The following is a 14,544-nucleotide window of genomic DNA, read 5'->3' as shown; positions in this document are numbered from 1 at the left end:
ATACGAATGAGGTCGATCGCGCCGATACGGCGCGAGAAAACGGGAAAATCGATTCTCCGTCTAAACGTTTTAAACGGAGAATTGATTGTGTTAGGCGGGAACCGCTTGTTTGGAAGCTCTTTCCAACTTGATCAAATTGGCGCTCGCGGTTGCGACGCTATCCAAGTTGTAGGCCCCCGAAATCGCTTTTCGTTTTTCGAGTTCTTTGCCGCTCAACGTTTTGAGGGATCTTTCCAAAAGAAGTCCGCATAAAAAACGCGCGGCTATCTCCACAACTTCAAACGCAAGGGAATCCTTTACGTTTCCGTCATGGATCGATTTGTAAAGTCCTACGCTTGTTTCGAGGTCGCTCCAAACTTTTTTGAGGTCTTCCGATGCGGATAATTTTGAAAGTTCACCTTCTCCGTATTGTCTGAGTTGTCCGGTCGGAGACATTCCCGATATTACACCGCCGATTGCGGCCACAACTTGTAACTGAGTCGTTCCTTCGTAGATCGTCGTGATTCTACTGTCTCTATAAATCCTTGCGACGTCGTAGTCTTCGGTGTATCCGCTTCCTCCGTGAATTTGTAACGCGTCCGAAGCAATGGATACACATCCTTCCGAAGCGTAATACTTGCTGAGAGGCGTGAATAAGTCGGCGAGTTTTTCCCAACGACGAATCGTTTCGTCTTGGTTCGCGTCTCTTTCGGATTTACCCTCCGTCTTGATGAGATGTTCTTTCGGCCAGTGATAGAGATCGATCGCCTTTCCGGTTTCGGCGATGAGAACTCGGGTCGCGAGAATTTCTCTTTCCATACGATCCAGAATTTTCTTTACCGCCGGAATTTGTTCGATCGGTTTTCCGAATTGAATTCTTTCCGATGCGTATTTTTTACCTTCGTAATACGCGGCGGTTGCGATTCCTAAGGATTGGGTCGCGATCGTAAGTCTCGCGGCGTTCATCATTCCCATCGAATACTTTACCAGTCCGTATCCCGTTTTTCCGATTAATTCTCCGGGAGAATTTTCAAAGACGACTTCACAAGTCGGAGAACAGTGAAGTCCCATCTTGTGTTCCACTCCGGCAATGTATACGTCGCTTCCTTTTACGAGAAAAAAAGAAAGTCCTCTCGCTCCGCTTTCGGGAGTTCCGGTTCTTGCTAACGTAAGAATTACGGAAGGCGCATCGATATAACCGCAGGCGTGTGTGATAAAACGTTTTGCCCCGTTGATTCTCCAGACTCCGTTTGCGTCTTGAGTCGCTCTCGTTTGTACGTTCGGAAGATCGGATCCGTAGTTCGGTTCCGTAAGAGCCATCGCCGCGCTGTATTTTCCGGTCGAGATTTCGGGAATCCATTTCTCGCACATTTCGGGAGTTGCAAACCTCTCCATAATCTCCACGATGTTAATGTTTCCATAAGCGAGACAAAACGCCGCGTCCGCTCTTGCCGCAATTTCCATTATAAAAGACTGAACCGTTGCGGGTAATCCCATTCCGCCGTATTTTCTGCTGATCGAAATCGGCATCAATCCCGCGTCTCGAAGTGTGTTGTAACATTCTTCCTGAGCCGTCGGAAACGTTACCTTTCCGTTCGCATATTTAAGTCCGATTTGATCCATTTCCTTACTGCGGGGAGCCACAAATTCTCCCATAATTTCGCCTAAGGATTCCAATACGGATTTATAGTATTCTTTTGCTTCTTCCACGCTGGAAGGGGCATAAGCAAATCTTTCATTGCCGCTATTTTTATATTCTTCCGCGTCTTCGAATTTATGTTCGTATGCGTGGACAATCTCTTTCCAATCGATCAACTCGTCGAAAACGAGTTTGAGATCCTCATTGTCCTGAAAGTAATTACTGATAATCATGTGGGTTCTTACCTCTCAATTATGCCCAATAGTTAAAACCATTTGGAACAGATGTCAAGCGTACAAAGAGAACTAACCTCCCGTCTTATCCTCTTCTTTCGATTTTTTTAATTTTGGCAATTCTCCGATCGCTACGGAATACCAAATCGTATTCAGAGAATGTTGATAATACGCCCTTCGATACGCGATTTCGGAATCCAGAAAAGAAGTTTCCGAGATCAGAAGTTCGAGACGGGAAACGCTTTTAAAACTAAACCCCCTTCTTTGGCCGCTTAGATTGGATTCGGCTGAATTGCGAGCTTTTGAATATAAGGATAACAAACGGGACGAGTTCAAGGAACTTTCATAAGATTTTCGAATTTCGTCCGTCGCGATTCGTTTTGCCTGCGACAATTGTAATTCCGCCTGTCTGACGGCCGACTCCGCTTGTTTGACCCCTGCGGTGATCGTTCCGGCGGACAACAGAGGAACGTTGATCGATAACTGCATCGTGATATCCTTATTCGGGGTCGTGTTGTGTTCGGGAATCGTATAATAGTTGTTTAACGTTACCGAAGGTAAATGTCCGCCCCAGGCCTTTTTCAAATTGAGTTCGGCCATCCTTAGGTTTTCTTTTGCGGCGATCACGTCGTATCGTTTTGAGATTCTTTCTTCGGGCATTAGGTTGTGGGGAATTACGATCACTTCTTTCGGAATCGACAGTCGGAGTCCGCTTTCTCCCGCGCCTACGAGACTTTCCAGGGCCATCTCGGCCTGTTTCAGCTGATATCGAAAGTCCTCAAGAATCGCTTCGGATCTGGAAAAATCGGCTTCGGTTCCGTTTAAATCCGCTCTCGTAATTCTTCCCAAGGAAAAAAGTCTTCTTCGCTCTTGGATCGTTTTATGAACCAATTCCGTTTTCTTTTCTTCCAGGAGAATGACTTCTTTCAACTGTAGAACATTATAATATGCTTGTGCAATTTCCAGGTAGAGGCGTCCGGACTCGTAACGGGCCTCGTTCAGTCTCACATTCGTGAGAGCGCCCGCCGCTTTGTAAGTTGTGTATTGGCTGACTCCGTTTAGGATCGGAATGGTAAGTAAAAGTCTCGTTCCCGGTCCGACCGTGGGCGGTAAACTGCTCGTGGTAGATCCTCCCGTCAGAGGATTCGGTTCGGTATAATACGGATTGAAGTGAGAATTCGGTCCCGGAATTCTATAGAATTTATTGTACACCAAAGACAAGGACGGGAAGAAGGAGGCGAAAGCCGCGGCCTTTTGAGAATCCGCTTGTTGAATCGCTTCTTCTTTGAGAGCGATTCGCTCCGTTCTTTCCACGGCAAAAGAATAAAGTTCGTCTATGGTCAATTCCTGTTCCGGGGAAATACTTTTTATCTTTTCGGTCGTAACTCCGGTCACTTCTTCCAGCCTCGGTTCCACAATTCCGTCGTTGGTTTTGATCGCCGAGTCGTCCGTACAACTCGAGAGGGCCGTTAAAATTAAGACGCTTAGAAAAATCGGATTCAATTTTCTGAAACTAAATTTACACAGAACATTTAAGAAGAATAAAGAAAAAACGTTCTTCTTGAAAGTATTTCCGCTTTTAAAAACCGATCCAAACTTGGAAAGAACATATTTTTGATTCTTTTTCTGAAAATCGTCTTGAGTCGTTATTCCCGAATTGATATATTCTTTTTTTATAATATTGATTCGATTCATTTTTTTTGTTTTTTATATTTGGACTCAAGGGTCGGTTCCGGAAACACGAACGACTGTTTTGTGGAAAATTCTTCCTTTGTTTCCTTCTCTTTTTCGCCGAGATAATAAGCCGCGGGAACAACCAAAAGTGTGATCAAGGTGGAAAGAGTCATTCCCCCTAAGATCGTCACCGCCATCGGAATTCTCGTTTCCGCCCCGGGTCCGAGAGCCAACGCGGGAGGAATCGCAGCCGCAATCGAACTGAAAGAAGTCATAAGCACCGGTCTCAAGCGGATCGGACAACCTTCTTTGACGGATTCTCGAATACTTTTTCCGGTCGATCGAACGTGGTTTACGAATTCAACAAGAAGAATCGAATTCTTTTTTACCAAACCCAAAAGAAGGATGAGTCCGATAAAACTGTACATGTTGAACGACTGGCCGAACAGATAAAGAGCGACTAACGCACCCGTAAAACTGAAAGGCATTGCGAGAAGAATATACAGAGGTTGTTTCAAACTGTTGAACTGGCTCGCCAGAATCATATACGAAAGAAGAATTCCGAATATAAGAGCGAGAGTTAGGCTGTTCCCCGATTCTTTTGCCGTTTTAGCCGAACCGGTCACCGCGACGGAATAACCTTCTGGAAGAATTTCCTTTGCGATCTCGAGAGCCTTTTCCGTAGAAACGGTTTGACCTAAGGCGGGAGCCGGGTTTCCAAAAACACGAATCGCTCTTTCTCGGTTGATTCGAGTGATCGTTTTCAGGGCTTCCTTTTCTTGAACGCTGATCACTTCCTTCAATCGAACAAATTCTCCGAACGTGTTTCGAACGCCGATTTCCGGTATGATCGCGATCGTCTCGCCCTTGTCCTTTTGAATTTTCACTCGTACATCGTAACTTCTTCCGTTCTCCGTAAAACGACTAACGTTCTTTCCGCCCATGAGAGTTCCGACCGTATTTCCTACGTTCGCCATACTCACTCCTCGGAGTGCGGCGGCTTCCCTGTTGGTAACGAGCCTGAGTTCTTTTTGTCCCGCAACGTAATCCGTATCCACGTCCAAGACCGCATTGCTTTCTTTGAGCTTATCCAAAATCTTGACGGAAAGAGCGGATAACGTCTGCCAATCCGGGCCGGTTAACACGAGTTCGACGGGATAACCTCTTCCGGCGGAGAATCCTCTCTGGGAAAGATCCTGAACGGAAAACGTCCCTTCCGGTACGAGTTCTTTTAAATCCTTTCGCAAAATTCCGAAAAGCGCGGACTGAGTGATTTCTCTTCCGGTTTTCGGATTTTTGGGCCTGTGTCCCATCTCTTTCATCGTGATAAAGAACATTCCCGTATTGGCTTCGGTCCCTCCGAAACCGCCTACGTTGGAGATATACTTTTCGATTTCCTTGCGTTGGATCAGATATTGTTCCACTTTTTTCATCGTTTCGTCCGTTCTCTGCAAAGAAGAACCCAACGGCAAACGAGCTCGAACTATAAAACGTCCCATGTCCTGAGGCGGAATGAATTCTTTCTTTAACAGAAAGAAAAATCCGAGCGAAACGAGAAACAAAGCGGTCGTTCCGTATAAAACCCATCTGGGATATTTTAATACGAAGTCGATCGAACGCGCGTACAAATCGGTGCTGTAAACCAGAAAACGTTCTATGGTCGGATCCACCTTTTTAAAAACGGAAATTCTTGAAATCCAGAGGTTCCAAGTATCGCGAGCGTCCGTGGAAAAGATCGAGGACAAGGTCGATCGTTTCTCATCGTTCCGTTTATTTTCGGCATACAGAGAGGATCGCATCGGAGTAAAACTCAGAGCTTCAAAAAGGGAAAGGAGGACCGCGACGGAAATGGTAACTCCGAATTCCAAAAAATACCTTCCGATGATTCCTTTCATAAACGCGACCGGAAGAAAAATCGCAACGACGGCTAACGTGGCAGCCAAAGCGGCGAATCGAATTTCCGAAGCCCCGTCTAACGCGGATTCGAACCAGGATTTTCCCATTTCACGATGTCGCGTAATATTTTCCAAAACCATGATCGCGTCATCCACCACGATCCCGGTCGCAAGAGATAAACCTAACATCGTAAAGGTGTTGATCGTAAAACCGGCGAAGTATAAAAACAAAAAGGTTCCGATCACCGAAGTGGGAATCGCAAGAAGAACGTTCCCCGTGCTCTTCCAATTTCCCAAAAACAATCTGCATACGAATCCCGTGAGAATCGCCGAAAAGATCAGAGTGAATTCGAGTTCGTTTACGCTATCCCTAATATAACCGGTATTATCGTTCGAGACGGTAAGATCGTAACCTTTCGGAAGTTTCGGTTTTAATTCTCGGACCTTCGCTTTAACGAGATCTCCTACTTGGACCGCGTTGGCTCCTTTGAGTTTTTTGATTCCGATTGCAACCGCGGAAATGCCGTTAAACCGGGAAATTCTCCGCACATCGCCTAACCCGTCTTCTACGATCGCTATGTCTTTGAGACGGATCGATCTAAACAAAGGAGAACCGCTTCTCGAATTTAAGAATATATTTCCGAATTGTTCCGCAGTGGGGACCTCTCCCACCGCACGAAGGCTGATCTCGCTCGTTCTGTTTTCCAGCCTTCCGGACGGAACTTCCAAGTTTTGTTCCTTCAACGTATTGACGATATCGTCCACCGCGATCTCGTTTCTGGAAAGTTTCGTCGGATCCAAGTAGACGTTGATCGTTCGATCCACGTAACCTCCGAGGATGATTTCTCCGACTCCCGAAATTTTCTGAAACTTATCCTTCAGAAAATCTTTTACAAAGAGCATCTTTTCCTTTTCGGTCCTATCGACTGCGGTCACGGAAACCCAAATGATCGGCGTATCGTCCGGATTGGATTTTGTGATTACCGCCGGATCCAATTCTTCCGGAAGTTTATTGGAAACTTGAGCGAGTTTCGTTTGAATCTCTTGAACGGCGACGTCCACGTCTCGACTGAGTTCCAATTCGACGGTAACCGTTGCGGAACCGTCCGAGGAGATCGAACGAACCTCGGTGACTCCTTCGACCGTCATCAAAACTTCTTCGATCGGGTCGACCACGTCGGTTTCCATAACTTGAGCGTTGGCTCCGACGAGTGTGAGTGAAACGTTGACGACCGGAAAGTCGACGTCGGGCATTTGAGAAACGCCCATCCTGGAAAATCCGACCGATCCAAAAAGAATGATCGCGGCCATCATCATCCAAGAAAAGATCGGATTGCGTATGGATATTGCGGAAAGCAAGGAGAACCTCTTCAAATTTTAATAAGAATGAATGTATATCAATTCGACCTGTTTTTTCGATCTCGGATCCTCTTTTTTATCCGGAAGCACATTCTGTTTTTGCCGAAATTGTGGGAACTCCCAACAGTCTATTGTATATTAGAAATATCTGAATTCCCATTCAAGTAAGCGGAACTTCGAGCGGATTGTTTTATTATCGCTTTCCCGATAAAAAGAAAGAATGAACGATGGTTGTCATTCGGATTTTGTCTTAAAGTTCTTTTGGCAAAGCGATCTAATTTTTGGAGGTGGAGAATGAAGATTTTTATCACAGGAGCGTCCGGCTTTGTAGGAGAGGCGGCGACTCGGATTCTATCTAAAAAACATACCGTTAAGGCGATGTCTCGTTCGGAAAAAACCGACGCTGTAATTTCCAAAGCGGGAGGAGAACCGGTTCGCAGCGAACTCAATTCCGTGGATTCCAATTCTTTGAAGGGAATCGACGTAGTGATTCACAGCGCCGCGTACGTGGAACAGTGGGGACCGTTCCGGGATTTTTGGAAGGTTAACGTGGAAGGAACCGCTCAACTTTTGGAAGCTTCTCGCAAAGCGGGCGTTAAACGATTCATCTTTATCGGAACCGAGGCCGCTTTCTTTTACGGACAACCGATGGTCGACATAGACGAGTCTTATCCTTATCCGAAAAATTCTCCCTTTCCTTATTCAAAGACAAAGGCGGAAGCGGAGAAGCTCGTGTTAAAAGCCAATTCTTCCGAGATGCAGACTTTGTCGATCCGTCCGCGTTTTATTTGGGGGCCCGGCGATAAAACGGTACTTCCCGTTCTTTTAAAGATGATCGCAGACGGAAATTTTTCCTGGATCGACGGCGGAAAGGCTCTTACGAACACGACTCATATCTACAACTTGGTTCATTCGATCGAACTCGCTCTAACAAAAGGTCGTGGCGGTAAGGCTTATTTTGTCACTGACGATGAAGTATTCAATTTTCGTAATTTTCTCGAATCCCTTCTTGCGACTCAAAAAGTCGTCGCTCCGAATCGTTCCGTTCCGGGATGGCTCGCTCGTTTTTTAGCGAGAATTATCGAAGGAGTTTGGAAACTTTTCGGAATTAAAAACGAACCTCCTTTAACCCGTTTCAGCGCGAGTATCATGTCCCGGGACTGTACGATCAAAATCGACAATGCGAAAAAAGATTTGGGTTATTCTCCTTTGTTAACGGTTCGACAAGGGCTTGCGGAAATGCCGATTCTTTAAGTTTAAGATTTTTTTGCGATTGTAAGACTTTAATTTTTCCCTTATACTCTCGAAGAATTGAAAGAGCGAAAGAGGATTCCATTATGATTCGAAAATGGTTTTGTGTTCTATCGTTATCGATTTTTTGCGTTTCGAATGTGTTAAACGCTCAGACAGTAGCGCCGTCGTCGACCGCAAGGGCTCTTAAAACGACTCGCGAAGATCTTTCCACTCGTAGAAAAATGCTGGAATATCATCAGCTTTCCGGTTTTATCACATTACTTGTGATTACATTTTAAGGAGTTATAATAGAGATGAAAAATTTCAATCGACTCGTTGTTTTACTTTTAGCGTTTTGCGCCACTCAAGGATACGCATCCGAGATTCTCAAAAAAGAAATCAACTTTTTGGCGATTCATCCGATGAAAGAGGTTCATGGAATATGCAAAGAAGTGCAAGTTGATTCTCCGCAGATCCAGATGTCGGGAAGCGGATATAAACTCAATTCTCCCTTTCAAATCAGAATTCCGGTTTTGAGAATTCATTCGGGAGATGAAAGTCGGGATTCTCATATAATGGAAATTTTAGGTTATCCCGAAACGCCCGAGATCGTCGCGATCATAGAGTCCGTCACAACTTCCGGCGAAACGCATTTGATTCGAGGTAAATTGACGATTCACGGGTTGACTCGGGACTTTCAGTCTTCCGGTAAAGTGGAACCGAAGGATCCGGGACAGATTCGAGTATTCGGAAAAGTTGATATTCGGTTCTCGGATTTCAAACTCGAAAAACCGTCTCTGTTATTTATAACGGCAAAAGAAGAGATTGAAATCGGTTATGACTTTTTAATCAAGATCTAATCGAAATTCTCTTTTCGCTGCGAACTTATATGGAAGGATTTTCAAACGTTATTGCTTTCGATCGGCTCGTAGCCTATGTTTCAAAATCGAAATCGAGAATTATTTCTTGACAATCTATAGCGTTTAAAACAAATACGATTGTTTCATTTTTTCTAAAGTAAGGAAAATTTCAAGTTATGCCTTCGTTATTGTTAACCCTCGTTTTCTTTTACATTTTAGGAATGTGTCTCATTCATTACGTGGTAACTAAAAAAGAGATATGATTTTAGGTCATTACGCATCCGCACTGATTCCGTATTCAAAGTTTAAAAGATATCCGTTTTGGATTCTTCTTATCTGCGCCAACGTCCCGGAATTTTTTTGGCTGACTTTGGCCTTTGTCGGAATCGAACCCGTGTTTCCGTCCTCCTTGTTCGAAGCCACGTTTCAAAATCTTCAAGTGCACATGACGTACAGCCATAACCTGATACCCGCGTTCATTCAGGGCGGTCTCGTTGTCGGGGTGATTTATGCGATTTACAAAGACGTTTCATTTTCGATTTGGTGCGGATTTTTAACCGTATTACACGTATTATGCGATTTGATCGTCGGATTTGAGCATCAGTTACTGAGTCCCGGTTCTACGGTCGTTTCCTTGAATTCGTATTATTATTTTCCGCACGCCGCCATTCTGATTGAGTTTGTATTCAGCCTAATTTGTATCTTTTGGTATGTTCGAACCGAAAAGTTAGGCGGAACCCCGGTTACAAAACGTAAATTGATTTTATTACTTTTGATTTTCGGAATCGGAATATTGATGTGGCTTCCGAACGCGACCATTCCGATGAAAAATCTCCTTCCTTTTTTTATTTCCGATTGATCGGACTAGAAAGGATTTATAGGACGAATCTTTTGACGAATCGGATTTTCCCTATGCGGTTTTGTATAACTTCTTTTAGCCCAATCGGGTAAAGGATCAATGGATGAATTTAATTCGATGTGACATCTGCAACCAAATGTATTCCAAGGACAAAATCGTTTCCTCTTTCGCGATCCGTAAAGAGATCGAAACGATTCTTAAGGAAAAAAATTTCCATTGGAACTCTTCCAGTCGAGTGTGTTTTACGGACTACAATTCGGCTCGAGTCAACTACGTAAAAAAACTGATGGAACAAGAGATAGGAAGTATTCAAACGCTTGAACAAGAGGTTGTAAACAGCGTCGAGAGAAGCAACTTGATCACTTCGAATAACAACGAAGCGTACGTCGAAAAATTGAGCATAGGAGATAAAATCTCGGATATGGTCGCCAAATTCGGCGGGAGCTGGGGTTTTATCATTTCGTTTTTTATAGTAATGATTGTTTGGATTTCCGGGAACGCGGTCATTTTGGTAAAAGATCCATTCGATCCTTATCCGTTTATTCTACTCAATCTTATCTTATCTTGTTTGGCGGCGCTTCAGGCTCCCGTTATTATGATGAGTCAAAATCGACAGGAGGCGAAGGATAGAATTCGATCCGAAAACGATTACAAAATCAATTTAAAAGCGGAGATAGAAATTCGAACCTTACACGAAAAAGTAGATCATCTTCTTTTAAATCAGTGGTCAAAGATGATTGAAATCCAAGAAATCCAAATGGAAATCTTAGGAGAGATTAGCAGTCATCTGAAAAAATAAGAAGAATAGGTTCGCAAAAACCGGTGCGACGTTTCGACCCGATTTCGCATTAATTGGAAATTAGAGAAGAATGATATCCTTCCGGAGTTTCAAATCCCATCACGTCCAAGATCGTAGCTGCGACGTTTGCAAGGCCCGGATCGGGTAGATTCGCATTCAGATGAATCTTGTTTTCGGGATCTAAAACGGAAAAAGGAACGGGGTTGAGAGTGTGACTCGTTTTAGGAACCGGTTTCCCTTGGAAATCCCTTTCCACGGAACCCTTTTTGTCCAATTGAAACATTTCGTCCGCGTTACCGTGATCGGCGGTAATCAATAAAACAATATTCCGTTTTTCGCATGTTTTCCAAAGACGTTCCACACAACCGTCCAGAAATTCCATCGCTTGAACCGTGGCCGGATAATTTCCGGTATGACCCACCATGTCCCCGTTTGCGTAGTTCACACGATAAAAATCCTGTTTGTTTTCGTTCAGGGCCTTTTCAAGCGCTTCCGTAATCAGAAGGGCTTTCATTTCCGGACTTTGATCGAATGGAATCACGTCGGATAGAATTTCACGATATTCCTCCGAGCTTTGATCGAAGTAGCCGCTTTTGTTTCCGTTCCAAAAATAGGTAACATGTCCGTATTTCTGCGTTTCGGATAACGCGTACTGTCTCACGCCGGAGTTGACCATATATTCGCCTAACGTTCTATCGATTGCCGGAGGTGCGACGAGAAAACGTTCCGGAAGTTTGAGGTCTCCGTCGTATTGCATGATTCCAGCATATACGACGTCGGGAAGAGGACCGCGATCGAACTTATTAAAGTTTTTTTCGGTGAACGCTAAAGAAATTTCTATCGCCCTGTCTCCTCTGAAGTTCGTAAAAACGACCGAGTCGCCGTCCTGAATTTTACCGACGGGATTTTCGTTTTCCGCAATCACAAAAGAAGGAAGATACTGATCGATCACTTTAGGATCTTCGGCGCGAAAGGTTTCAATCGCTTCTTTAGCGGATGAGAATTTTCTGCCTTCTCCCTTGACGTGGATCGCCCAACCTCTTTCCACCATGGACCAATCGGCTTCGTAACGGTCCATCGTGATCGTCATTCTTCCGCCTCCGGAAGCGATACGAATGTCCGTTCCGTTTTTTCGAAGGGAATCCAGCCAGGTTTCAAAAGGATTCAAATAATTGAATGCGGATTTTTCGGGAACGTCCCGTCCGTCCAGAAGAATATGAAGTCTGATTTTAGGAACCTTATCCTCGATCGCCCTGGAAATCAAAGCCTTCGTATGATCGATATGAGAGTGGACGTTTCCGTCCGAAAAAAGACCTAACAAGTGTAAGGTGGAACTATTCTTCTTTGTATTATCGATAATATCTTTCCAAGCTTGATCGCGAAAGATGTCTCCGGATGCGATCGAGTTGGAAACTAACTTGGCTCCTTGATCGAAAATTCGTCCCGAGCCGAGAACGTTATGGCCTACTTCCGAGTTTCCCATGTCTTCGTCGGAGGGCATTCCGACCGCTTTTCCATGAGCTCGAATGTGAAGAGTAGGGAATTGGTTCCAGACGTGATTTAAAAAAGGAAGTTTCGCACCTGCGATCGCGTTTCCGAATTCCGAGCCTTTGGGAGAATAACCGACGCCGTCTAAGATAACGAGCAAAACCTTTCTAGATCGAAAGGTGTATTTCTTTGAGAGCTTCATGCTAGATTCATGGAACCAGTTGGCTATAGGAAAAGTCAAGAGATTCAAATCTGAAAAAAACTTTGAAATTTGCTTTCCTTTCCCAAATCAAATGAAAAAATAAGAACCCACCACAAATACAGCTCTTATAAACTGTAGTATTTGGACGGCAACGTGCGGAGTTTAGGGATTTCCACACTTTGAGTTTTCGGCTTCGGGACGAACGTAAGGTTTATTCATTCGAAAAGTGTTTTGAAGAACTTGGAAATAATTTTAATAGTTAATCGTTTAACGGTGGAGAGGCGATGAGCAAGCCGGTTTTAAATCAAGCGTTCGGCGGAGGGAGCCAAACGCAAAACTTCTTGAAAGTTAAAAAAATCAACGAAGTAGTCAGTTATTATCTAAACGATCGGCTTACGCATTCCGTTTATAAGGCGGTCGTTACTCAGACCAGTCATAAGAACATTAAATCGCAAAATTTATTTCAAGTAGAATCTAAAGTTCCGGAAGCTCCCGAACTTACGACTGCGGAAGTGGCGTTTCATATCAAACGATTATTGGAAGACGGAGTTGCACTTCAGTTCGCATACTTTTACGTCGATCCTGCCACGTCCGAATTAAGATTAAAACCTTGTTACGTTGCCTATTCGGATGCGGAGTTGGGCGATCTTACCCGCATTTATCTTTCTTTGGTTGATCATTCCATCAATTCGATTCTATCTTATTTGGAAAGCAGGCCGCCGCTTGGAAAGGAAATCTTATGGGAGGACTTGGAAGCGGATTTTAACGGCGAGAATATAGAGAAGTTTAAACTTTTTTTTAATCCCGAAAGTTTTTTCCAAGCCCCGAATATTAGTATTCCATTAAATCCCGAATACGTAAAAGATATGTTGATCGAAATCACGGACGGATTGATTAAAAAAGGTAGAATTAGGGAAATACCGGAATTCGGATATTTGATCGTAAAGGTTAAGGAACTTCAGACGTTATTCGAACTTGTGGATGAATTTCATTTTAAGAAAGTATTTCCTAAATACAAATGGGCCTTGTCGGATTCGTTTGCCACCATTTCTCAAGAGGAAAGAATGCACGCAAACGATCCGTCCGCGACGCCGACTACGCTCTTCGGTAAAAAAAGAGCGAGAGCGATCGAGAAAGCCGTACAAGCCGACTCGGAAAGAAAAATTAAACGTAAATTAATGGGAGTCGAACTCATACAAAATTTAAGCGAAGAGATCGAAAATACGCTTAAGTTTTCGTATCAAGAACAGATTCGAAATCGTTTTCACGAAATGAGCGATCATCTTTCCAAACAAACCGGGCGCTGGGATAAACTCGTATTATTCATTCCCGATGAGGAATTTAGAACCTATCCCCCCGAGTTGAAAAGACTTTTTACGGAAGATCGTCATATCGCTTATTCACCTTGGGAAACAAAGGGAATTACGATTCATTCTTTTATGAGAATCGACATCGAAACCGTTAAATCCGTCATAAAATCACTGACAATGACGTCTAACGTAGAGGCATGGAAGATATTAGGCATTCGTAATTTGATCGAACTGAACGAAGACGCCATTCATTCGATTTTTAAGGACGAAGAGTTCGTAAGGAATTACGGAAAGGTACTTCGAAAAGGTTACGTGAAGTATTTTCCGTGGTACTTTGCGATTTTGGATTTTATAGGAATCGCAAAACTTCTTCAGGATATATTCTTTCAAACGGCAAAAGAAAAAATTCGGTCGGAACAATCCTTTTTCAAATCGAAGAATCGAGATTCGGCTTTCAAATTGGAACAAACCAAAATCCAGGAAAAATTGAAAGAAGATGAAAAAATCAAATCTTTGGAACAAAAGTCGAAACTTTCGGAAGCGCTCAATCTTTTTTATTTTGAAAAAAATATTCCGCCTGCGTTGAAAGACATACTTTACGAAGTTCCCGGATATTCTCCCGAACTGATCCATCAGATAGTGGATCGTGAAAAATTCGTTCTGATACAGGAGCCTTCAGGAGACAAAATGGATTCGATCCTGATTTATCCGGACGACGAGTCTTTTCGTTTCAGAGCGAAAGAAATCCATAAGGTTTTAACCGAAAAAAAGAAGAATTTGGAATTTAAACTCAGAAGTAAAGAAGAGGATTTTCAGAACGAAAAAATTACGAAAATCTTAAAACATCTGGATTCTTGGTTTGCTTCCAAGCCGGATCAGGGACTCAATTCGAAAGAAGCTAAGAACACCTCCAAAAATTCAAATGAAGATCCTTATGAAAATTTTAGAAAGGAAATTGTAAAAATTAAAGGGAAAGAAAAAGTTTCTTTGTAAAGATTTTATCCTTTTTAAAAA

General features: G+C 43.5%; 10 protein-coding genes. 6 read left to right on the top strand and 4 right to left on the bottom strand.

What is annotated here, in order from left to right:
- Positions 1-90 precede the first annotated feature (90 nt).
- The 3 genes from LEP1GSC194_RS02475 to LEP1GSC194_RS02465 all read right to left on the bottom strand — a co-directional run bounded on the left by LEP1GSC194_RS02475 (position 91) and on the right by LEP1GSC194_RS02465 (position 6,779).
- Entirely contained in the window at positions 91-1,851 is a 1,761-nt protein-coding gene (locus LEP1GSC194_RS02475; RefSeq protein ID WP_020772189.1) for an acyl-CoA dehydrogenase family protein, read from the bottom strand.
- Between the two features lie 72 nt (positions 1,852-1,923).
- On the bottom strand, positions 1,924-3,546 hold the full coding sequence (locus tag LEP1GSC194_RS02470; RefSeq protein ID WP_020772171.1) for a TolC family protein: 1,623 nt from the start codon (positions 3,544-3,546) through the stop codon (positions 1,924-1,926).
- Positions 3,543-6,779, bottom strand: coding sequence for an efflux RND transporter permease subunit (locus LEP1GSC194_RS02465; protein ID WP_081605019.1), 3,237 nt, complete (start codon positions 6,777-6,779; stop codon positions 3,543-3,545). The genes LEP1GSC194_RS02470 and LEP1GSC194_RS02465 overlap by 4 nt, the downstream gene beginning before the upstream one ends.
- A gap of 294 nt (positions 6,780-7,073) precedes the next feature.
- On the opposite strand from LEP1GSC194_RS02465, the gene LEP1GSC194_RS02460 reads away from it, so the two are divergent.
- The 5 genes from LEP1GSC194_RS02460 (at position 7,074) to LEP1GSC194_RS02440 (ending at position 10,530) form a co-directional block, all read left to right on the top strand.
- Complete coding sequence (locus LEP1GSC194_RS02460) at positions 7,074-8,033, top strand: NAD-dependent epimerase/dehydratase family protein (RefSeq protein ID WP_020772116.1); 960 nt, start codon at positions 7,074-7,076, stop codon at positions 8,031-8,033.
- A gap of 83 nt (positions 8,034-8,116) precedes the next feature.
- The gene (locus LEP1GSC194_RS02455) at positions 8,117-8,311 is read left to right on the top strand and encodes a hypothetical protein (RefSeq protein WP_020772122.1); all 195 of its coding nucleotides are present in this window, start codon (positions 8,117-8,119) and stop codon (positions 8,309-8,311) included.
- A gap of 15 nt (positions 8,312-8,326) precedes the next feature.
- On the top strand, positions 8,327-8,872 hold the full coding sequence (locus LEP1GSC194_RS02450) for a YceI family protein (RefSeq protein WP_020772173.1): 546 nt from the start codon (positions 8,327-8,329) through the stop codon (positions 8,870-8,872).
- Between the two features lie 259 nt (positions 8,873-9,131).
- A complete protein-coding gene (locus LEP1GSC194_RS02445) occupies positions 9,132-9,731 on the top strand; it encodes a hypothetical protein (RefSeq protein ID WP_036040895.1) in 600 nt (199 codons plus the stop codon).
- 103 nt (positions 9,732-9,834) lie between these two features.
- Positions 9,835-10,530, top strand: a complete 696-nt coding sequence (locus LEP1GSC194_RS02440; protein ID WP_021064663.1) for a DUF1003 domain-containing protein — start codon at positions 9,835-9,837, stop codon at positions 10,528-10,530.
- A gap of 49 nt (positions 10,531-10,579) precedes the next feature.
- Here the strand turns inward: LEP1GSC194_RS02440 and gpmI are convergent, their stop codons facing one another.
- A complete protein-coding gene (gpmI, locus tag LEP1GSC194_RS02435) occupies positions 10,580-12,220 on the bottom strand; it encodes a 2,3-bisphosphoglycerate-independent phosphoglycerate mutase (RefSeq protein WP_036040893.1) in 1,641 nt (546 codons plus the stop codon).
- Positions 12,221-12,504: 284 nt separating this feature from the next.
- Here gpmI and LEP1GSC194_RS02430 point away from each other — a divergent pair, with 284 nt between their 5' ends.
- Positions 12,505-14,523, top strand: coding sequence for a hypothetical protein (locus LEP1GSC194_RS02430; protein ID WP_020772130.1), 2,019 nt, complete (start codon positions 12,505-12,507; stop codon positions 14,521-14,523).
- Positions 14,524-14,544 lie beyond the last annotated feature (21 nt).

It is taken from the genome of Leptospira alstonii serovar Sichuan str. 79601, assembly GCF_000347175.1.
In the GTDB taxonomy this organism is placed as follows: domain Bacteria; phylum Spirochaetota; class Leptospiria; order Leptospirales; family Leptospiraceae; genus Leptospira; species Leptospira alstonii.
Note: the sequence above shows the minus strand (reverse complement) of the source record. Positions and strands in the feature narration are given on the sequence as shown.

Excerpts from the sequence above, each read along its gene's own strand:
- LEP1GSC194_RS02445 (WP_036040895.1), top strand. The coding sequence starts at position 9,132 with ATGATTTTAGGTCATTACGCATCCGCACTGATTCCGTATTCAAAGTTT.
- LEP1GSC194_RS02440 (WP_021064663.1), top strand. The coding sequence starts at position 9,835 with ATGAATTTAATTCGATGTGACATCTGCAACCAAATGTATTCCAAGGAC.
- LEP1GSC194_RS02460 (WP_020772116.1), top strand. The coding sequence starts at position 7,074 with ATGAAGATTTTTATCACAGGAGCGTCCGGCTTTGTAGGAGAGGCGGCG.
- LEP1GSC194_RS02450 (WP_020772173.1), top strand. The coding sequence starts at position 8,327 with ATGAAAAATTTCAATCGACTCGTTGTTTTACTTTTAGCGTTTTGCGCC.
- LEP1GSC194_RS02475 (WP_020772189.1), bottom strand. The coding sequence starts at position 1,851 with ATGATTATCAGTAATTACTTTCAGGACAATGAGGATCTCAAACTCGTT.
- gpmI (WP_036040893.1), bottom strand. The coding sequence starts at position 12,220 with ATGAAGCTCTCAAAGAAATACACCTTTCGATCTAGAAAGGTTTTGCTC.
- LEP1GSC194_RS02430 (WP_020772130.1), top strand. The coding sequence starts at position 12,505 with ATGAGCAAGCCGGTTTTAAATCAAGCGTTCGGCGGAGGGAGCCAAACG.
- LEP1GSC194_RS02470 (WP_020772171.1), bottom strand. The coding sequence starts at position 3,546 with ATGAATCGAATCAATATTATAAAAAAAGAATATATCAATTCGGGAATA.
- LEP1GSC194_RS02455 (WP_020772122.1), top strand. The coding sequence starts at position 8,117 with ATGATTCGAAAATGGTTTTGTGTTCTATCGTTATCGATTTTTTGCGTT.